The sequence below is a fragment of the Microbacterium sp. W1-4-2 genome, assembly GCF_058349885.2.
Map to the genome: position 1 here is coordinate 660871 of NZ_JBYRJC020000001.1, position 18604 is coordinate 679474.

General features: G+C 70.3%; 18 protein-coding genes and 1 tRNA gene. 11 read left to right on the top strand and 8 right to left on the bottom strand.

Going from position 1 to position 18604, the window contains the following annotated elements; all coding sequences use genetic code 11:
- Positions 1–303: 303 nt before the first annotated feature.
- Complete coding sequence (locus tag AC3RX0_RS02885; RefSeq protein WP_491504434.1) at positions 304–1614, bottom strand: MFS transporter; 1311 nt, start codon at positions 1612–1614, stop codon at positions 304–306.
- Positions 1615–1666: 52 nt separating this feature from the next.
- On the opposite strand from AC3RX0_RS02885, the gene rsmA reads away from it, so the two are divergent.
- From rsmA to AC3RX0_RS02930, 9 genes are all read left to right on the top strand, one after another.
- Positions 1667–2518 (top strand): 16S rRNA (adenine(1518)-N(6)/adenine(1519)-N(6))-dimethyltransferase RsmA, encoded by an 852-nt coding sequence (gene rsmA / locus AC3RX0_RS02890; protein ID WP_491504435.1) that lies wholly within the window; start codon positions 1667–1669, stop codon positions 2516–2518.
- Positions 2519–2574: 56 nt separating this feature from the next.
- On the top strand, positions 2575–3612 hold the full coding sequence (locus AC3RX0_RS02895) for an aldo/keto reductase (RefSeq protein ID WP_491505363.1): 1038 nt from the start codon (positions 2575–2577) through the stop codon (positions 3610–3612).
- Between the two features lie 2 nt (positions 3613–3614).
- Positions 3615–4544 carry a 4-(cytidine 5'-diphospho)-2-C-methyl-D-erythritol kinase gene (locus tag AC3RX0_RS02900; protein ID WP_491504436.1) on the top strand — a complete coding sequence of 310 codons (930 nt, stop codon included), beginning with the start codon at positions 3615–3617 and terminating at the stop codon, positions 4542–4544.
- Between the two features lie 45 nt (positions 4545–4589).
- On the top strand, positions 4590–5939 hold the full coding sequence (locus AC3RX0_RS02905; protein ID WP_491504437.1) for a GNAT family N-acetyltransferase: 1350 nt from the start codon (positions 4590–4592) through the stop codon (positions 5937–5939).
- A gap of 126 nt (positions 5940–6065) precedes the next feature.
- Positions 6066–6368, top strand: a complete 303-nt coding sequence (locus tag AC3RX0_RS02910; RefSeq protein WP_491504438.1) for a DUF427 domain-containing protein — start codon at positions 6066–6068, stop codon at positions 6366–6368.
- On the top strand, positions 6365–7222 hold the full coding sequence (locus AC3RX0_RS02915; RefSeq protein ID WP_491505364.1) for an ABC transporter ATP-binding protein: 858 nt from the start codon (positions 6365–6367) through the stop codon (positions 7220–7222). The genes AC3RX0_RS02910 and AC3RX0_RS02915 overlap by 4 nt, the downstream gene beginning before the upstream one ends.
- The gene (locus AC3RX0_RS02920) at positions 7219–7896 is read left to right on the top strand and encodes an ABC transporter permease (RefSeq protein ID WP_491504439.1); all 678 of its coding nucleotides are present in this window, start codon (positions 7219–7221) and stop codon (positions 7894–7896) included. The genes AC3RX0_RS02915 and AC3RX0_RS02920 overlap by 4 nt, the downstream gene beginning before the upstream one ends.
- Entirely contained in the window at positions 7893–8618 is a 726-nt protein-coding gene (locus AC3RX0_RS02925) for an ABC transporter permease (RefSeq protein ID WP_491504440.1), read from the top strand. Before AC3RX0_RS02920 ends, AC3RX0_RS02925 begins: the two co-directional genes overlap by 4 nt.
- 35 nt (positions 8619–8653) lie before the next feature.
- Entirely contained in the window at positions 8654–9559 is a 906-nt protein-coding gene (locus tag AC3RX0_RS02930; protein WP_491504441.1) for an ABC transporter substrate-binding protein, read from the top strand.
- 80 nt (positions 9560–9639) lie between these two features.
- On the opposite strand, the gene AC3RX0_RS02935 is transcribed toward AC3RX0_RS02930, so the two are convergent.
- Entirely contained in the window at positions 9640–10218 is a 579-nt protein-coding gene (locus AC3RX0_RS02935) for a hypothetical protein (RefSeq protein ID WP_491504442.1), read from the bottom strand.
- Between the two features lie 168 nt (positions 10219–10386).
- On the opposite strand from AC3RX0_RS02935, the gene AC3RX0_RS02940 reads away from it, so the two are divergent.
- Positions 10387–12702: an FdhF/YdeP family oxidoreductase gene (locus tag AC3RX0_RS02940; protein ID WP_491504443.1), complete on the top strand. Its 2316-nt coding sequence runs from the start codon at positions 10387–10389 to the stop codon at positions 12700–12702.
- Position 12703: 1 nt separating this feature from the next.
- On the opposite strand, the gene AC3RX0_RS02945 is transcribed toward AC3RX0_RS02940, so the two are convergent.
- The 6 genes from AC3RX0_RS02945 to AC3RX0_RS02970 all read right to left on the bottom strand — a co-directional run bounded on the left by AC3RX0_RS02945 (position 12704) and on the right by AC3RX0_RS02970 (position 18462).
- On the bottom strand, positions 12704–14521 hold the full coding sequence (locus AC3RX0_RS02945) for an ABC-F family ATP-binding cassette domain-containing protein (RefSeq protein ID WP_491504444.1): 1818 nt from the start codon (positions 14519–14521) through the stop codon (positions 12704–12706).
- 56 nt (positions 14522–14577) lie between these two features.
- Complete coding sequence (locus AC3RX0_RS02950) at positions 14578–15777, bottom strand: metal-dependent hydrolase family protein (RefSeq protein WP_491504445.1); 1200 nt, start codon at positions 15775–15777, stop codon at positions 14578–14580.
- Positions 15761–17179: an MFS transporter gene (locus AC3RX0_RS02955; protein ID WP_491504446.1), complete on the bottom strand. Its 1419-nt coding sequence runs from the start codon at positions 17177–17179 to the stop codon at positions 15761–15763. The genes AC3RX0_RS02950 and AC3RX0_RS02955 overlap by 17 nt, the downstream gene beginning before the upstream one ends.
- Before the next feature lie 115 nt (positions 17180–17294).
- Positions 17295–17594 (bottom strand): DUF1905 domain-containing protein, encoded by a 300-nt coding sequence (locus AC3RX0_RS02960; protein ID WP_491504447.1) that lies wholly within the window; start codon positions 17592–17594, stop codon positions 17295–17297.
- A gap of 100 nt (positions 17595–17694) precedes the next feature.
- A complete protein-coding gene (locus AC3RX0_RS02965; protein ID WP_491504448.1) occupies positions 17695–17907 on the bottom strand; it encodes a hypothetical protein in 213 nt (70 codons plus the stop codon).
- Positions 17908–17955: 48 nt separating this feature from the next.
- Positions 17956–18462 (bottom strand): MarR family winged helix-turn-helix transcriptional regulator, encoded by a 507-nt coding sequence (locus tag AC3RX0_RS02970; protein WP_491504449.1) that lies wholly within the window; start codon positions 18460–18462, stop codon positions 17956–17958.
- Between the two features lie 70 nt (positions 18463–18532).
- On the opposite strand from AC3RX0_RS02970, the gene AC3RX0_RS02975 reads away from it, so the two are divergent.
- Positions 18533–18604: transfer RNA gene (locus AC3RX0_RS02975), tRNA-Gln, on the top strand.

The following is an 18604-nucleotide window of genomic DNA, read 5'->3' on the forward strand; positions in this document are numbered from 1 at the left end:
GACCGGCGGACCGCTACCCGACCGTGTCGTGGGAGGCAGCGACCAGGCAGACACGGCCGGGAGGCTGACCGTGATGAGGAAGGTGGCGATCCCCTGGGGCGGCCGCCGCCACGCCCAGGACCTTGCCGCGGATGCGCTCATGGGGGTCACACTCCTCACGCGCGGCCGCGCGATGCGGGGCACCGGGAAGAGCGTGTCGCGACCCCGGCTGCGGCCAGTGGTCGGCCACGCGCGAGTCGTCGAGATCGCGCAGACTGCGCCGCGATCGGTGTCTGGCGCGCAGTTCGTGCGATCTCGACCTCGTCAGGGCGCGCTGGCGGCCGCGGCGTCCTCGTCGCCCACCACGGGCCGCGCTGCGGCGATGTGCCCGATCTGGCGCCACATCAGCAGCAGAGTGATCGCCGCCCCCACGCACGCGAACCACCACGGCGCGGTCGGGCCCCAGACCTGGGCGATGACGCCGCCCAGCGCCTGCCCGAGCACCATGCCGCCGTACACGCCCACCATGTTCAGCGACCCGACCCGTCCCTGCAGCGCATGCGGCACCAGTCGCTGGCGCACGGTCGTCGAGATCGTTGCCCAGACGAACGCGTAGGCGCCGAACACGAACATGATCGCCAGGGCCATCCAGCCGGCCGTGGCCAGCGCGAACGACAGGTGCATGAGCACCTCGAGCGACAGACACACGCGCATCAGGGTCGCGAACGACAGATGCCGCTCCAGCCACCCGTAGCCGACGGTCGCGACGAGGCCCCCGACGGCGGACGCCGTGGTCAGCGCGCCGTAGCCGACCGGCCCCATGCGCAGATGCTCGGTCGCATACAGCACGAGGATGCCCCACGGGGCCGCCCACGTCACGTTGAACGTGAGGATGATGATGATCAGCGTCCGCACCGGCTTGCTGCGCCATGCCCAGTGCATGCCCTCGGCGATCCGGTGCACCGAGTTTGACGAAGTGTCGCGGTGCACCGACCGCGAACGCTGCGCCGCGGCATCCCGATCCGCCTGCCGGGGCGGCACCGGCTGGCGCGCGATCCGTGCGATCAGCAGCACGGCCGTCGCCACGCACAGTGCCTGCAGCGCGAACGGCCAGAAGCTGCCGACCGCGAACAGGAACGCCCCGAGCGGGGGGCCGGCGAGCTGGTTGGCGACGAGGAACCCCGCCTGCATGCGGGCGTTGCCGACGCCGAGGTCGGCCGGGCGCACCATCGCCGGCAGCAGCGTCGTGCTCGTGGTGTCGGCGAACACCTCGGCCAGGCCGTACAGGAACGAGACCGTCAGCACGATCCAGATCGTCGCCGTGCCCGTGACCAGGAACGCCACCAGGGCCAGCACGACGACCGCCCGGGCGGCGTTGGCGAGCATGACGAGTCGGCGCCGCTCGAACCGGTCGGCGATCGCACCCGCGTGCAGCCCGAACAGCAGCCACGGCAGGAACTGCAGGATCGCGCCCGAGGCGACCAGGATCGGCGACGACGTCATCGACGCGATCAGCAGCGGAGAGGCGGCCAGCGCGATGCCGTCGCCGACGTTGCTGGTCCACGACGACGCCAGCAGCCAGCGGAAGTCGCGGCCCAGGCGCCGGGGTGCGATCAGGTCGCCGAGGGTCGTCACCGCATGATCCTAGCCATCGGGTCGGACGCTGCGGCAATGGAAGAATGAGCGGATGACCGTCACACTGCTGGGCGCGGGCGAGATCCGCGCGCTCGCCGCCGATCTCGAGGTGACCCCCACCAAGAAGCTCGGGCAGAACTTCGTGGTCGACGCGAACACGGTGCGCAGGATCGTGCAGATCGCCGCCGTCCGACCCGGTGAGCGCGTCGTCGAGGTGGGGCCGGGGCTCGGGTCGCTGACCCTGGCGATCCTCGAGACGGGGGCGTCGGTGACGGCCGTCGAGATCGACCATCGCCTGGCCGCGCGGCTGCCCGCCACGGCGGCGGCGCACGGCGTGAGCGACGGCGCGCTGACGGTGATGGATGCCGATGCCCTGCGTGTGACGGAGCTTGCGGGCGATCCGACCGTGCTCGTGGCGAATCTGCCGTACAACGTGTCGGTGCCGGTGCTGCTGCACTTCCTCGAGACCTTCCCGCGGCTGCAGCGCGGCGTGGTCATGGTGCAGGCGGAGGTGGGAGAGCGGCTCGCGGCCGCGCCCGGATCGAAGACCTACGGCGCGCCGAGCGTCAAGGCCGCGTGGTACGGTCGCTGGCGGCTGGCCGGCACCGTCTCGCGCCACGTGTTCTGGCCGGTGCCCAACGTCGACTCGGTGCTGGTGGCGTTCGAGCGCGCCGCCGAGCCGCGGGGCACCGAGGCCGAGCGGCGGCGCACGTTCGAGATCGTCGACGGCGCGTTCGGCCAGCGGCGCAAGATGCTGCGTCAGGCGCTGGCGGGCGTGCTGGGCGGTTCCGCCGCCGAAGCCTCGGCCGCCCTCGAACGCGTGGGCGTGCCTCCCACCGCCCGCGGCGAGCAGCTCGCGATCGACGACTTCGTCGCCATCGCGCGCGGATCCGCATCGCGCTAGTGCAGAGCGCTCGCTAGCCTGGACGGGTGACCGAGCAGCCGCGATTCCGCACCGACATGAACGACATCCACCGTCCCTACACCGCGGCCGCGGACAGATACGACGGCTTCGCCTACCGGCAGGTCGGCGACTCCGGTCTCTACCTGCCGCCGATCTCGCTGGGCCTGTGGTGGAACTTCGGCGACAACTTCCCGTTCGACAATCAGCGGGCGCTCCTGCGGCACGCCTTCGACAGCGGCATCACGCACTTCGACCTGGCGAACAACTACGGTCCGCCGTACGGCTCGGCAGAGACGAACTTCGGCCGCATGATGCGCGAGGACTTCCGCCCGTACCGCGACGAGCTGATCATCTCGTCGAAGGCCGGGTGGGACATGTGGCCCGGCCCCTACGGCGACCTCGGCAGCCGCAAGTACATCCTGGCCAGCGCCGAGCAGTCGCTTGCGCGCATGGGCCTGGACCACGTCGACATCTTCTATTCGCACCGCGTCGACCCGGTCACCCCGATCGAGGAGACGGTCGGGGCGCTGGACACCCTGGTGCGGCAGGGCAAGGCGCTGTACGTCGGCATCTCGTCCTACAGCGCAGAGCGCACCGCCGCGGCCAAGGGCGTCGCGCGCAGCCTCGGCACGCCGCTGGTGATCCATCAGCCCGCGTACTCGATCCTCAACCGCTGGATCGAGGACGGGCTGACCGGCGTGCTCAGGCAGGAGGGGATGGGGGCGATCGCGTTCACCCCGCTCGCGCAGGGCCTGCTCACCTCGAAGTACCTCGCCGACGGCACGGCAGTGCGCGCCCAGCAGCGCTCGTCGCTGCCGGACGCGCGCCTGTCCGACGCGGGGCTCTCGGCGCTGCGCAGCCTCGACCGGATCGCCAAGGAGCGCGGGCAGACCCTCGCCCAGATGGCGCTGCAGTGGGTGCTGCGCGACGGAGTCGTGGCATCCGCCCTCATCGGCGCCTCGCGCCGTGCGCAGCTCGACGAGAACCTCGAGGCGCTGTCGGGTCCCGCCTTCGACGTGGCCGAGATCGAGCAGATCGACACGCTGAGCGACTCGATCGACGTCGACCTGTGGGCGGTGTCGGCGAAGCTGTGAGCATGGCATCGACCGTCGATCGGGTGCACGCGCGTGCACCCGGGAAGATCAACGTGTACTTCCAGGTCGGCGGCCTCGAGCCCGACGGGTATCACCCGGTCGCATCGGTCTATCAGGCCGTGTCGCTGTACGAGGACGTCTGGGCCACGCCCGCCGACGGCTTCACGCTCAGCGTGACCGGCAGCGTCGACATCGCGGGCGTGCCGCGTGATGACACGAACCTCGCCCTGCGCGCCGCGCGCCTGCTCGCGCGCGAAGTCGGCGCCGTCGACGGCGTGCACCTGCAGGTCCACAAGACGGTGCCGGTCGCCGGCGGCATGGGCGGCGGGTCGGCGGATGCCGCGGCCGCACTCGTCGCCTGCGACGAGCTGTGGGGCGCGGGCCTCTCGCACGCCGAGCTGCTGGCGCTGGGCGCACAGCTGGGCGCCGACGTGCCGTTCGCGCTGATGGGCGGGACCGCGGTGGGCACGGGCCGCGGCGACCAGCTCAACCCGGCGCTGGCCAAGGGGCGCTTCGACTGGGTGCTGGTCACCAGCGACGAGGGGATGTCGACCCCGGCCGTCTATGCCGAGCTCGACGAGTACCGCGCGTCGGTGGGGCCCCGGGTCGAGCCGATCACGCGGCACCCGACCGTGCGGCCGACCGTGCTGCAGGCGCTGCGCCAGGGCGACGCGGACCGGCTGGCCGCGGCATCCCACAACGACCTCACGCCCGCCTCGCTGCGCCTGCGTCCGCCGCTGGACGACATCATCAACCTCGGTCTGCGCGAGGGCGCGCTCACGGCACTCGTGTCGGGCTCGGGGCCCACGATCGCGATGCTCGCCGAAGACGAGCGGGCCGCGATCGGACTGCAGATCACCCTCAGCGCGCAGGGCCATCAGGCGCTGCACGTGCACGGCCCGGTGCCCGGCGCACGGGTCATCGCGGCCTGAGCCGCCCACCGAGCGGCCCGGGGCCGCACCACCGACAGGAGGAACATGGACGACCAGCTGCCCGCACGACACCTCGACGGACCGGTCGACGAGGCCGCCGCCCGCCGGCTGCACAGCATCGGGCTCGAGCTGCGGCGGGTGCCGCCGCAGCGTCCCGAGCTGGAGGGATGGCTGCAGGCGACCGCACGGGGCTTCCTCGACGCCGAGCGCACCCCGGAGCAGCTCGCAGCCTCGATCGAGCGGGCCGGCTACCGGCGGCACATCGGCGTCTACGACCCGTCGGGGCCGATCCCCGACGTGCCGGTGGGCACGTTCGCGTCGTGGGTCGGCGAGCTGACGATGCCCGGCGGGACGATGCTGCCGACCGCCGCGATCAGCGCCGTGACGGTCGCCCCGACCCACCGGCGCCGCGGCATCGCGCGCACGATGATGGAGGGCGAGCTGCGGCACGCGGCGGCGCTGGGCGTGCCGATGGCCGCGCTCACGGTGAGCGAGTCCACGCTCTACGGGCGCTACGGGTTCGCCCCGGCGACGGCGGCGGCCACCTGGGTGATCGACACGAAGCGCACACGGTGGGCGGGACCGGACGCACCCGGCCGCGTCGACTTCATCACCCGCGAGCAGGCGCGTCGTCTGGCCCCCGCGCTGCACGAACGCGTGCGCTCCGCGTGGCCGGGCGAGCTCGCCGTCCCCGACGCGCACTGGGGCAGGTTCACCGGCACCGACCCCGACGCCGACAAGCCGGGCGCGGTGCGGGCCGTGCAGTACACGACCGCGAGCGGCGAGCCGGGCGGCGTCGCGATGTACACGGTGCACGAGAACCATGACGACTTCACGAAGTCGTCGGTGCGCATTCTGCTGCTGCTGGCCGAGGACGCCGAGGCGTACGCGGGCCTGTGGCGCTACCTCGTCGAGCTGCCCCTGGTCGGCACCGTCACGGCGACCGAGCTGTCGACCGACGAGCCGCTGCTGTGGATGATCTCGGACCAGCGGGCGGCGACGGTCACGATCAGGGACCACCACTACGTACGCGTGCTCGACGTGCCGACGGTGCTCGGCGCCCGGCGATACGCCCGGGCCGGCCGCGTGCTGCTCGACGTCGAGGATCCCCTCGGCATCGGCGGCGGGACGTGGCTGCTCGAGGCCGCCGACGACGGCAGCGCGCGGGTGAGCGCCGCGGCCGACGCCGGCCGGTCCGACGCCGGCCGGTCCGACGCCGGCCCGTCCGACGCGCCCGTCCTGCGACTGGGCACCGCCGAGCTGTCGGCGATCGTGCTCGGCGGCGTGTCGCCGGCGACGCTGGCGGCCGCGGGGCGGATGACGGCGACGGATGCCGCGGCCGCGGCATCCCTATTCTCCTGGCCCGTCCCGCCCAGGCTGAGCTTCTGGTACTGAGCGCGATCCCAGGGACACGGCGGGATCGCTGGTACCGGGCTGTGCTTCCGGTATCGATCCGATCCCGTGTCGGAGGCCTGGGTTAGTCTCGAGAACACGCGAGAAACCGGCGGCATGGAGGTAACCATGAGGGCACGACTCGGCGACGTCACGATCGCAGAAGCGGACGAGGCGGATCTCATCAGGATCGAGGGCAACTGGTACTTCCCGCCCCGCGCGGTGGACTTCTCGCTGCTCGAGCGCAGCGACACGCCCTACACGTGCCCGTGGAAGGGCGAGTGCCAGTACTACTCGGTGAAGGACGGCGACGGATTGCGGGCGGATCTGGCGTGGGCATATCCCACGCCGTATCCGAGCGGGATCGAGAAGGTCGGTCGCGACTTCTCGGGCTACGTCGCGTTCGACCCCGAAGTCGAGGTCGCGCCCTGATCGAGTTCCGCGGCGTGTCGAAGCTCTACCCGGACGGGACGGCCGCCGTCCGAGACTTCGATCTGATCATTCCGGCGCGCCGCATCACGGTGCTGGTCGGCTCGAGCGGATCGGGCAAGACGACGCTGCTGCGCATGATCAACCGCATGGTCGACCCCACGTCCGGCACGATCGAGATCGATGGCGACGACATCGCGACGCGCCCGGCGGTGCCGCTGCGGCGCGGCATCGGGTACGTCATGCAGAACTCCGGCCTGCTGCCGCACCTGACCGTCGAAGACAACATCGCCACGGTCCCGGTGCTGCAGGGCGTGAAGAAGAAGGATGCCCGGGCCAGGGCGCGCGAGCTCATGGACACCGTCGGGCTCGACCGACAGATGGCCGCGCGCTACCCGAGCCAGCTCTCCGGCGGTCAGCAGCAGCGGGTCGGCGTCGCGCGCGGGCTCGCGGCCGACCCCAACATCCTGCTGATGGACGAGCCGTTCGGGGCGGTCGACCCCATCGTCCGCGCCGAGCTGCAGCAGGAGCTGCGGCGGCTGCAGCGCGAGCTCGACAAGACCGTCGTGTTCGTCACGCACGACATCGACGAGGCGTTCCTGCTCGGCGACCAGGTCGTGATCCTGCAGAAGGGAGCGCAGATCGCCCAGCGCGGCACCCCCGACGAGATCATCGAAGACCCGGCGTCCGACTTCGTGTCGACATTCATCGGCGCCGAACGCGGCGCCCGCGCCCTGCGCCTGAAGCGCACCCCCCGCGGCGTGGTGGTCGTCGACTCGGTGGGGCGCACTCAGGGGGCGATCGTCGACGGCGCGACGGCGGCCGAGGCCGCGCGCGTGGAAGAGGGCACCGGGTGATCTGGCTCTCAGAGAACCTCGGACTGATCCTGCAGCTCTCGCTCGTGCACCTGCGACAGAGTCTCATCCCGATCGCGGTCGCGTTCGCGCTGTCCATCCCGCTCGGGTGGGTGGCGTGGCGTTACCGACTCGTGCGCGGGCCGATCCTCGTGATCACGGGTCTGCTGTACACGATTCCGTCGCTCGCGCTGCTGGTGCTGCTGCCGCTGCTGCTGGGCACGAGCTACCTCAGCGACATCAACCTCATCGTCGCCCTGACGATCTACGGCATCGCGCTCATGGTCCGGGCGGTGGCCGACGGGCTCGACTCCGTCGACGAGGACGTGCGGTTGGCCGCCACGGCGGTCGGGTACGGCGGGTGGCGCCGGTTCTGGGCCGTGGAGTTCCCGCTGTCCGGACCCGTCGTGCTGGCGGGGCTGCGGGTCATGGCCGCCAGCACGATCGCCCTGGCCACCGTCGGCATCCTCATCGGGGTGACCAATCTCGGCTACCTGTTCACGAACGGCCTGCAGCGGCGCATCACGCTCGAGGTGCTCGCCGGGATCGTGGCCGTGATGGTGATCGCGCTGGTCGTCGACCTGCTACTCGTGCTCGCCGGCCGCATCCTGATGCCCTGGACGACTCGCGCGCTCCCCGAGGGCGTCCGGCAGGGCGCGCAGGAGGCGATCGCGTGACCTTTCTCATCGAGGCCATCCGGTGGATCTTCGGCGGCGACCTGGCCGGCACCGACCCGATCCCGGTCGCGCTCGGGGTGCACCTGCTGTACTCGGTGCTGTCGGTCGCGGCGGCGATGGCGATCGCCGTCCCGGCGGGCTGGCTCATCGGGCACACCGGCAAGGGGCGCGACGTCGCCGTCGCGATCTCGGGCGCCGCCCGGGCCATCCCGTCGTTCGGGCTGTTCATCCTGCTCGTGCTGCTGATGGGGGTGCTGCGCACCCCCGCGGCGGCGGTCATCACGTTCGTCATCCTCGCCATCCCATCGATCCTCGCCGGCGCGTACGCCGGGTTCGAGGCCATCGACCGCTCCGTGATCGGCGCCGGCCGCGCCGTGGGTATGACGCAGTGGCAGGTGCTGTGGCGCATCGAAGTGCCCCTGGGCCTGCCGCTTCTGGTCGGCGGCATCCGCTCGGCGATGCTGCAGGTCGTCGCGACCGTGACGATCGCCGCCTACGTGCCCATCGGCGGGCTCGGCCAGTACATCCTCGCCGGCTTCCCGCTGCAGCGGATCGACATGGTGCTCGGCGGTGCGATCCTGGTCGCCGCGCTCGCGCTCGTGCTCGACGGCGTCTTCGCGCTGCTGCAGCGCTGGAGCGTGCCACGGGGCGTGCGTACCGTCCGGCCGCCGCGGCGGGCCGTGCGGCCCGACGAGCAGATCGTCCGCGAAGCGCTCACCTGACCGCTGTCCTCCCACCCACAGAAAGAGAAGCCATCATGCATGCGAAGAAGAGCATCGCGGCCGTCGCCGCGATCGTCGGAGCGGCGCTCGCCCTCGCGGGCTGCTCCTCGAACAACCCTCTCAGTCCCAGCACCGGCGCCTCGGGCGGCTCGGGCTCGGCGATCGTCATCGGCTCGCAGGCGTACGCGTCGAACGAGATCATCGCCGAGATCTATGCCCAGGCGATCGAAGGCGACGGCATGAAAGTCCAGCGCAAGTTCAACATCGGCCAGCGCGACGCGTACATGCCCACGCTCGAGAAGGGGCAGATCCAGTTGTTCCCCGAGTACACCGGCAACCTGCTGCAGTACTTGAACAAGAACGCGACCGAGACCGCGCCGGACGACGTCTACGCAGCGCTGAAGAAGGCGCTGCCGGCCAATCTCGCGGTGCTCGACATGGCGACGGCCACCGATCAGGACTCGTACACGGTGACCAAGGCCTTCGCCGACAAGTACCACCTGAGCTCCATCGCCGACCTCGCGAACGTCACGGTGCCGCTCACCCTCGGCGGCAACCCCGAACTGGCCGACCGCCCGTACGGCCCGAAGGGACTCAAGTCGATCTACGGCATCGACATCGGGTTCAAGGCGACCGGTGACACCACGGTTGAGAGCCTGGTGGCCGGCACCGTCAACGTGGCGGACGTGTACACCTCCGACCCGCGCATCAAGACGGACGATCTGGTCGTGCTCAAGGATCCGAAGGGCATGATCCTCGCCTCGAACATCGTGCCCCTGGTGAGCAAGGACGTCGAAGGCAAGGTGGCTGACGTCATCAACGCCGTCCAGGCCAAGCTCACGCCCGAGGTGCTGGTCGACATGAACGTCCAGAACACGACGGATCAGCAGTCGCCGGCCGACATCGCCAAGAAGTTCCTGTCCGACAACGGGCTGAAGTAGGCGCTCGTCGCGCTCACGCACCGCCGCCGCCGTCACGAGGGGAACGTGAGGCGGCGGCGGCGGTGGGTGGGATGGGCCGGTCAGACAGCGAGCGACCAGCCCAGTGAGAAATTGAACGCGACGGCGAGCATCAGGTACATCAGCCACAACCCCGTGACCAGGTGCCAGAATCCCAGCGCACGCTCGCCCAGCCTCTGCCCGATCGAGGCGAAGAAGTCGGACAGATAGATGAGGGCCAGGCCGACGAACAGCAGGCCGACCGCCCAGTCGCCGGCGACGAAGAACACGACGAGGCCGACAATGGAGATGATGAAGAACGCGACGCACATTCCCGCGTTCGGGCGCGGGTCGCTTCCGCGATAACGGTTATAGCCGATTGCGAACCAGTGGATGCCGTATGCCGAGAACGCGAATGCGGCCATGTAAAGCGGTGCGTCTTTGAATACCTGGAACCAACTCATGCCTATGAACAGGATCATTCCTGCGATGAATTGGCACAGCCCGGGCAACCAGATGCCCCAGACACCGGTGGCACGGTCGACTCTCTCATCTCGTTTCGGCCACCCGAACAGCTCTTGCGGGCCGTAGATGAGGTAGCCGGTGCCGAGGCCGAAGAAGCCGAGGGCCAGGGGTGGGAACATCGAAACTGCGAATTGCATGATGGACCTTCTTCGATTATCAATCGTTCCCCTCGTTCACATAGTGTCCCTGCCCGCGGTGAATCTCAAGCGCGCCGCGTCGCGCCTGATCTGCCCGAATCAGGGTTGCACGAGCGCGATGTCAGGCGTATGCCTGAAAGCAGGACTCGTGCGCAGAGGAAGTGCACCATGATGAGTGAACAGGTCAGCACAGAACGGAAGGTCGACGACCGGGAGGACATCCAGATCGCCCATCCCAAGACATGGGCCGCAGGCATCCCCGGCATCACGCATTCGGTGGGGCCGGCCGTCCGCGACATGGGTATCGGCAGAGCGGCGAAGCTGCTCACCTCCATGAACCACAAGGACGGCTTCGACTGCATGAGCTGCGCGTGGCCGGATCCCGACCACCGCAAGATCGCGGAGTTCTGCGAGAACGGGGCGAAGGCCGTCACCTGGGAGGCCACGCCGGTCACGGTCTCGCGCGACTTCTGGCGCGATCACCCGATCCCCGTCCTGCTGGAGAAGACCGAGTACTGGCTCGGCATGCAGGGGCGCCTCGTCGAACCCGTGTACAAGGCCGCCGACAGCGACCGCTATGAGCCGATCGGCTGGGACGAGGCGTTCCGCATCGTGTCCGAGAAGCTGCGGTCCCTCGACTCCCCGGACCAGGCGGCGTTCTACACCAGCGGCCGGACCTCGAACGAGGCCGCGTTCGCGTACCAGCTGTTCGCGCGCGCCTTCGGCACGAACAACCTGCCGGACTGCTCCAATATGTGCCACGAGTCGACGGGCGCTGCCCTCGGCGAGGTGATCGGGGTCGGCAAGTGCACGATCTCGTACGACGACTTCGCCAAGGCCGATCTGATCATCATCATGGGCCAGAACCCCGGCACCAACCACCCGCGCATGCTCACCGCCCTCGAAGAGGCCAAGCAGGCGGGTGCGGCCATCGTCGCGGTGAACCCGCTGCCCGAGGCCGGGCTCATGCGCTACAAGAACCCGCAGAAGGTCGGCGGATGGATCGGCAAGGGCACAGGCCTGGCCGACGACTACCTGCAGATCCGGCTGGCCGGCGACCAGGCGCTCATGCAGGCCGTGGCCAAGCGCGTGATCGAGGCAGAGGAGGCAGCCCCCGGCACGGTGCTCGACCGCGACTTCATCGACCGGTACTGCCAGGGCTTCGACGAGTACGCGCAGAGCCTGCGCGATCTCGACGAGGTCGAGGTGCTGCGCACGACGGGGCTGACCGCCGGCGAGATCGGGGGACTGGCCGACCGCTACATGAAGGCCGACCGGGTCATCATCACGTGGGCGATGGGACTGACCCAGCACAAGCGGGCGGTCGCCACGATCAAAGAGATCATGAACCTGCTGTTCCTGCGCGGCAACATCGGCAAGCCGGGCGCGGGAGCCTCGCCGATCCGGGGCCACAGCAATGTGCAGGGCGACCGGACGATGGGCATCTGGGAGAAGATGCCGCCCGCCTTCCTCGACAAGCTGCAGGCGGAGTTCGGCTTCGATCCGCCCCGGGTGAACGGAGTCGACAGCGTAGACGGCATCCGTGCCCTGTCCGAGGGCCGGCTGAAGGTCTGGGTGGCCCTGGGCGGCAACCTCGTCTCGGCCGTCTCCGACACGCACGCAGCCGAAGAGGCGATGCGCAAGGCGGAGCTCACCGTGCAGATCTCGACCAAGCTCAACCGATCGCACGCCGTGGTCGGACGCGAGGCGCTGATCCTGCCGACGATGGGACGCACCGAGATCGACCGCCAGGCGACGGGGGAGCAGTTCGTCTCGGTCGAAGACACCGTCTGCGCCGTGCATCCGTCGTGGGGCAAGGTCGAACCGGTCGCGCCCGGCCTGCTCAGCGAGATCGCGATCGTCAGCAGACTGGCCCGGGCGACCCTCGGCGACAAGGTGAGCGTCGACTGGGCGGGCTTCGAGCGCGACTACGACACGATCCGCGAGCACATCTCGCACGTGTGCGCCGGCTGCGACGACTACAACCGCAAGATCCGCAACAAGGGCGGATTCGTGCTGCCGCACGGCCCGCGCGACTCGCGCACGTTCCCGACGGCGACCGGCAAGGCCATGTTCACCGTCAACGCCCGTGACTACGTCGACTGCCCCGAAGGACGTCTGCTGTTGCAGACGATCCGGGCGCACGACCAGTTCAACACGACGATCTACAGCCTGAACGACCGCTACCGCGGTGTGAAGAAGGGTCGCGACGTCGTGTTCGTGAATCCCCTCGACATCGCCGACCTGGGTCTGCGCGACGGCCAGCGCGTCGACGTGCACAGCGAGTTCAGCGACGGCGTCGACCGGGTCGTGCGCAGCTTCCGGCTCGTGGCCTATCCGACGGCGCGCGGCTGTGCGGCCGCGTACTTCCCCGAGGCGAACCCGCTCGTCCCGCTCGGGGCGACGGCCGAGGTGAGCAACACGCCGGCGTCGAAGTCGGTCGTCATCCGCATCGAGCCGGCGGCGCAGACCGTGGCGGCGTGAGTCAGCCCTCGAGCTTCTCCGACAGCTCGAGCCACCGCTCCTCGAGGGACGCGCTCTCGGACGTGAGCGCATCGCGTTCGCCCTGCAGGCGCACGAGCGCGGCATAGTCATCGTGCGCGTCGGCGAGCTTCAGGTCGACGGCGGCGAGCTCCTGCTGGATCCTCTGCAGCCGCCGATCGATCGAGGAGACCTCTTTCTCGGCGGCACGCCGGTCCGCTCCCGACAGGGCGGGGGAGGATGCCACGGCCGCGGCATCCGTTCTCGCGGGCGCCGCGGTGCGGTTGCGCTGGTCGGCCCGCAGGCGCAGGTACTCGTCGACGCCGCCGGGCAGGTGGCGGAAGCGCTTGTCGAGGATCGCGTACTGCTGGTCGGTGACCCGCTCGAGGAAGTATCGGTCATGCGAGACGACCAGCAGGGTCCCGGGCCACGAGTCGAGCAGCTCTTCCATGGCGGCGAGCATGTCGGTGTCGAGGTCGTTCGTGGGCTCGTCGAGGATCAGCACGTTCGGCTGGCTCAGCAGCACGAGCAGCAGCTGCAGACGGCGCTTCTGACCGCCCGAGAGGTCCTTCACCGGCGTCGACAGCTGGGCGCTCGAGAACCCCATCCGCTCCAGCAGCTGCCCGGGGGTGAGCTCCGCGGCCTTCGAGCCGCTGCCGAACGTGTACGTCGTGCGCAGGGTGTCGAGCACGATGCGCACAGGCTTGTCGAGGTGCTCGGTCAGCTCGTCCATCCGCTGCGAGAGCGCAGCGATCTGCACGGTCTTGCCGCGCTTGACGCGACCGGCGGTCGGGGCGACCGAGCCGTCCACGAGCCCGAGCAGCGTCGACTTGCCGGCACCGTTGACCCCGAGGATGCCGGTGCGCTCACCGGGCGCGATGCGCCACTCCACCGCGTGCAGCAGCTCCTGCTCGGCATCGGTTGCGGGGTCGTGCCACGAGTAGGATGCCTCGAGCAGGTCGACGACGTCCTTGCCCAGGCGCGCGGTGGCCAGTGCCTGCAGGGCGACGGCGTCGCGCAACGGCGGCACGTCCGCGATGAGGGCGTTGGCCGCGTCGATGCGGAACTTCGGCTTCGAGGTGCGGGCGGGGGCGCCGCGGCGCAGCCACGCGAGCTCGCGGCGGGCGAGGTTCTGTCGGCGCGCCTCGATCGCCGCCGCCTGCCGATCGCGCTCGACGCGCTGCAGGATGTACGCCGCGTAGCCGCCCTCGAACGGCTCGACGATCCGGTCGTGCACCTCCCACGTCGTGTTGCACACCTCGTCGAGGAACCAGCGATCGTGCGTGACCATGAGCAGCGCGCCGGAGTTCGCGCTCCAGCGCGTCTTGATGTGTCCTGCCAGCCAGGCGATCGCCTCGACGTCGAGATGGTTGGTCGGCTCGTCGAGTGCGATGACGTCCCAGTCCGCGCGCAGCAGCGCCGCAAGGGCCACACGCCGGCGCTGGCCGCCCGACAGCATCCCGATCCGTCCGTCCCAGTTCAGATCGGCGACCAGGCCCGCGATGACGTCGCGGGTGCGCGCATCGCCGGCCCACTCGTGCTCGGGGAGGTCGCCGACGATCGCGTGGCCGACGGTCTCGTGGTCGTCCAGGGCGTCCTGCTGCTCGAGCACGCCGATGCGCACGCCGCGGCGCGTGGTGACCTGCCCGCCGTCGGGCTCGAGGCGTCCGGTGAGCATCGCCACAAGGCTCGACTTGCCGTCGCCGTTGCGGCCGACGATGCCGATCCGGTCGCCCTCGTCGACGCCGAGGCTGACCGCGTCGAACACGATCCGGGTCGGGTATTCCAGATGCAGGGACTCCGCCCCGAGAAGATGTGCCATAGCCTTCCCAGGCTAGGCCACCGGCCTGTGCGGGGAGGTCAGCGAGGTCGCGCCCGTCAGCCGATGCGCAGGGGGTCGCCGTCGGTGAGGACGAAGCGCACGCGCGTGCCCGACGACAGGACGGTGATGTCTTCGCGTGGATCGCCGTCGACGGCGATCAGGTCCGCCCGTGCACCCTCCTGCACGACGCCGACACGCCCCGGCTCGCCGACGATGTCGGCCCCGACGAGCGTCGCCGAGCGGATGACGTCGATCGGCTCCTGCACGCGTGCGCGCAGCGCGAACTCCTCGAGCTGGAAGGCGAGGCCGGCGCCGTGCAGGTCCGTGCCGTAGCCGATCGGCACTCCGGCCGCCGCCGCGCGCTGCAACGAATCGAGGCCGCGCTCGAAGATCTCGGCGACCGCCGCGCGCTTGTCGGGGGTGATGCCGTGACCGGTGTGCCCGGACAGGATCGCCCAGAACGTGGCGAGGGTCGGCACGTAGAACGCGCCGTTGTCCAAGAAGAGCGAGATGCACTCGTCGTCGAGCAGGTTGCCGTGCTCGATCGTGCGCACGCCCAGGCGCAGGGCCCGCGCGATCGCCTCGGCCGTGTACACGTGCGCGGCGATGTAGCGGTGCGCCAGGTTCGCCTCGTCGACGGCGGCGGCCACCTCGGCGTCCGAGAACGCGAGGGCCTCCAGCCGCATCTTCGAGATGACGCCACCCAACAGCGTGAGCTTGGCGTGGTCGGCCCCGTCGCGGAACTGGGCGCGCAGGGCCCGCCGCAGCTCCACCTCGCCGTCGCACACGTGGGTGAGCGCGTGGCCGCCGGTCGGTGCGAAGATCGGGCCGCCGGCCTTCAGCCGCGGGCCGGTGAACAGGCGCTCGTCGACCGCGCGGGCAAGACCCGTGTCGGCCCCGCCCATGTCGCGCACGGTGGTGAATCCGCGCAGCAGCATCTCGTGCATGATCACCGAGGTGCGGGCGGCGTGGTAGTGCGGCGACCAGGAGAGGATCTCGGCGAAGTCCCCGGATGCCTGGGTCACATGGGCGTGCGCGTCGATCAGTCCGGGCAGGACGGTCAGGCCCGCGAGCGAGTACTCGACGGCACCGGGCACGCTGCGGGTGGATGCCGAGACCTCGACGATCTCTCCGTCCCGGGCGACGATCGTGCCGGCATCGCGGACGTCGCCGGACGCGGCATCCAGTACGCGGGCGTCCCGCAGTGTGACCGTCGTCGGCGCGGCGGGGGAGCCGGGATCACGCCTGAGTGCCATGGGCCTGCTCCTTCCGGACCTTCTCGGGGATGCGGATCGCGCCCGTGATCTCCTCGAGCGAGCGCCCGTTGGTCGGTGCGCCCAGCACGAGCACGATAAGCGCGGCCGCCCCCAGCACCGAGACGAACATGACGAACACGCCGCTGAACCCGAGCGCCGGAAAGGCCACGCCGATGAGGATCGGCGCGACGATGCCGCCGATGCGCCCGACCGCCGAGGCGCTGCCCATGCCGGTCGCCCGCAGCCGCGTGCTGTACACCTCGGGGGTGTACGCGTAGAGACCGGCGTACGAGCCGTTCATGAAGAATGACAGGAGCGAGCCGAACAGCAGCACGTACCCCTCTGTATGCGCCTGCGACAGCGCGAGGGCGGCCAGCGCGCCGCCGATGAGGTAGGTCGCGATCGTGATCTTGCGGCTGAGCCGTTCGTTCAGGAACGCCGCACTGTAGTACCCGGGGATCTGGGCGAGGGTGATGATCAGCGAGTACGTGAAGCTCGTCGTGATCGACATGCCGCGCAGCACGAGCAGCGACGGGATCCAGGTGAAGAAGCCGTAGAACGAGAACGTCACGGCGATCCACAGCACCCAGATGACCACGGTCGCGCGTGCGTTCTCGCGGGTCCACAGCTCGAGGTGGCGGAACAACGGTGCGCGCTCGCGCACCCGCGGCTGCGCGGCCTCGGCGGCCAGCGCCTGCTTCGAGGGCCTGCCCACGAGCACGCCCCGCTCGAGGCCGTCGACGATCTCTTCGGCTTCGGCGACCCTGCCCTGCTCGAGGAGCCAGCGGGGCGACTCGGGCAGCACGCGTCGCCACCAGACCAGCATCAGCACGGGCAGTGCGGTGACGACCTGGCTGATCCGCCAGCCGTCGGCGAAGTGCGCCACGATCGTCGTGCCGATGATCGCCGAGAACACGTAGCCCAGGGCGAAGAAGCCGGCGACGCCGCCCACGAACAGACCTCGGCGCTTCTTCGGGATCAGCTCGGCGATGAACGTCGGGATGATCGCGGACTCGGCGCCGATGCCGATGCCTGCGATCACGCGCATGACGAAGAAGAACTCCCAGCTCTGCGACGTCGCGGCGATGAGCGTCGCGACCGCGTAGAGCGCGAGCGCCCACATCATGACGCGGCGACGGCCGATCCTGTCGCCGAGCACCCCGGCGGCGATCGCGCCGATGAGGATGCCGATCAGGAGGGAGCTGCCGATGAGCCCGACCTGGGCGCTGTCGAGATTCCACAGCGGCCGGATGATCGGGAGGATGTACGAGACCATCGACCCGTCCATGCCGTCGAAGAGCAGGCCGAGCCCGCCGATGAGAGCGAGCTTGTAGTGCGGCCGCATCACCGGCAGGGCGTCCATGCGGTCGAGAAGGGACTGGGGGCTTCGGGGGGTGGTCATGAGGGGTACCTCTTCCTACGTCTTCCCACGTCTTCGAAGGAGTAGTGCGTGACATGTTACGCCTTGGCATACCATCTGGGAAGAGCGGGACCGACATCCGCGCGTCCGGTCGGGACTACAGCAGCGTCTCGATCCCGATGCGGACGGTGTCGCCGAGGCCGACCCCTTCGCGGTCGCGGATCGGTCGCGACACGGCCAGCACATAGGCTCCGCCCGACTCGGGGAAGAGGGACGTCGACCAGCGCGACGAGCCCAGCGTGGCCACGATCTTCACCGAGTCGAACCCGGCGGGCGGGTGCGGCATGTCGTGGATCTCCTCCGAGATGTCGGCCGGAACGCGGGCGAACACCCACAGTTCGCGCCGTGCGGTCCAGCGGAAGAGCGTCGCATCGAACTCGTAGCGGATGCCGGGCATGCCCCCACCGTAGCGGGTGCCCCACGGCCCGAACGCGGCGGCGAATCCGGCCGCGTCGATGCGGTGCGCTGATTGCGGCCCTCGCGGCTGGCAGCCCGGCTCAGTCGCCTTCGCGGCGGGTGCCTCCGCAGCGCCAGCACGCCGTACCGGCCGGGCCTTCGATCATGGTGCCGCACTCGGCACACAGACTCGGCAGCCAGCACGCGGCGTCGCCGCCGAACGCATCGTCGCCGCCGAGCGCCGCGTTCCCGCCGAGCGCATCGTCGTCCGACTCCTGCAGCGGCGGCTGCGGCATCCGGTCGTCCTCGCCCATACGCCCATCATGCTCCCGCCTGCCGGCCGGCAGGCGCGAACCGACCGATCAGGCGCCGCCGGTGTCGAAGCCGAGGCTGAGCTTGCGCAGCAGCGCGGCCAGACGCTCGCGATCGCTCTGCGACAGCCGCGCCAGCAGCACGGCCTCGGCGTCCACGAGCCGCGTGATCGCGGCATCCACCCGGGTCTTGCCGTCCGGCGTCATCACGACGAGGATGCTGCGCCCGTCGGCGGGATCCGCCTCGCGGCGCACCAGGCGCCGCCCGACCAGCCGGTCGATGCGGTTGGTCATGGTGCCGCTGGACACGAGCGTCTGCAGCAGCAGCTGCTTGGGGGTCAGCCGGAACGGCTCGCCCGCCCGGCGCAACGCCGACAGCACATCCCATTCCCAGGGCTCGAGCTCGCTGCGGCGGAACGCCTCGCGCCGGGCGCGGTCCAGATGCCGCGACAGGCGGTCCACGCGCGAGAGCACCTCGAGCGGCGAGAAGTCGAGGTCGGGGCGCTGCGTGACCCACGCCTCGACGATCCGGTCCACTTCGTCGGTCTCGTGCGCCATGCCCCCATTCTCGCGCACGCGGCTCCCCGTTCAGGATCTGGCAGACTTGATCGGGCCGCGGATGCGGCGGTCCGCCGTGGTGTAATGGCAGCACGACAGCCTTTGGAGCTGTGAGGTCCAGGTTCGAGTCCTGGCGGCGGAG

Coding starts and splice junctions, on each gene's coding strand:
- rsmA (WP_491504435.1), top strand. CDS start 1,667: ATGACCGTCACACTGCTGGGCGCGGGCGAGATCCGCGCGCTCGCCGCC.
- AC3RX0_RS02895 (WP_491505363.1), top strand. CDS start 2,575: ATGAACGACATCCACCGTCCCTACACCGCGGCCGCGGACAGATACGAC.
- AC3RX0_RS02900 (WP_491504436.1), top strand. CDS start 3,615: ATGGCATCGACCGTCGATCGGGTGCACGCGCGTGCACCCGGGAAGATC.
- AC3RX0_RS02905 (WP_491504437.1), top strand. CDS start 4,590: ATGGACGACCAGCTGCCCGCACGACACCTCGACGGACCGGTCGACGAG.
- AC3RX0_RS02910 (WP_491504438.1), top strand. CDS start 6,066: ATGAGGGCACGACTCGGCGACGTCACGATCGCAGAAGCGGACGAGGCG.
- AC3RX0_RS02930 (WP_491504441.1), top strand. CDS start 8,654: ATGCATGCGAAGAAGAGCATCGCGGCCGTCGCCGCGATCGTCGGAGCG.
- AC3RX0_RS02935 (WP_491504442.1), bottom strand. CDS start 10,218: ATGCAATTCGCAGTTTCGATGTTCCCACCCCTGGCCCTCGGCTTCTTC.
- AC3RX0_RS02940 (WP_491504443.1), top strand. CDS start 10,387: ATGATGAGTGAACAGGTCAGCACAGAACGGAAGGTCGACGACCGGGAG.
- AC3RX0_RS02945 (WP_491504444.1), bottom strand. CDS start 14,521: ATGGCACATCTTCTCGGGGCGGAGTCCCTGCATCTGGAATACCCGACC.
- AC3RX0_RS02950 (WP_491504445.1), bottom strand. CDS start 15,777: ATGGCACTCAGGCGTGATCCCGGCTCCCCCGCCGCGCCGACGACGGTC.
- AC3RX0_RS02955 (WP_491504446.1), bottom strand. CDS start 17,179: ATGACCACCCCCCGAAGCCCCCAGTCCCTTCTCGACCGCATGGACGCC.
- AC3RX0_RS02960 (WP_491504447.1), bottom strand. CDS start 17,594: ATGCCCGGCATCCGCTACGAGTTCGATGCGACGCTCTTCCGCTGGACC.
- AC3RX0_RS02965 (WP_491504448.1), bottom strand. CDS start 17,907: ATGGGCGAGGACGACCGGATGCCGCAGCCGCCGCTGCAGGAGTCGGAC.
- AC3RX0_RS02970 (WP_491504449.1), bottom strand. CDS start 18,462: ATGGCGCACGAGACCGACGAAGTGGACCGGATCGTCGAGGCGTGGGTC.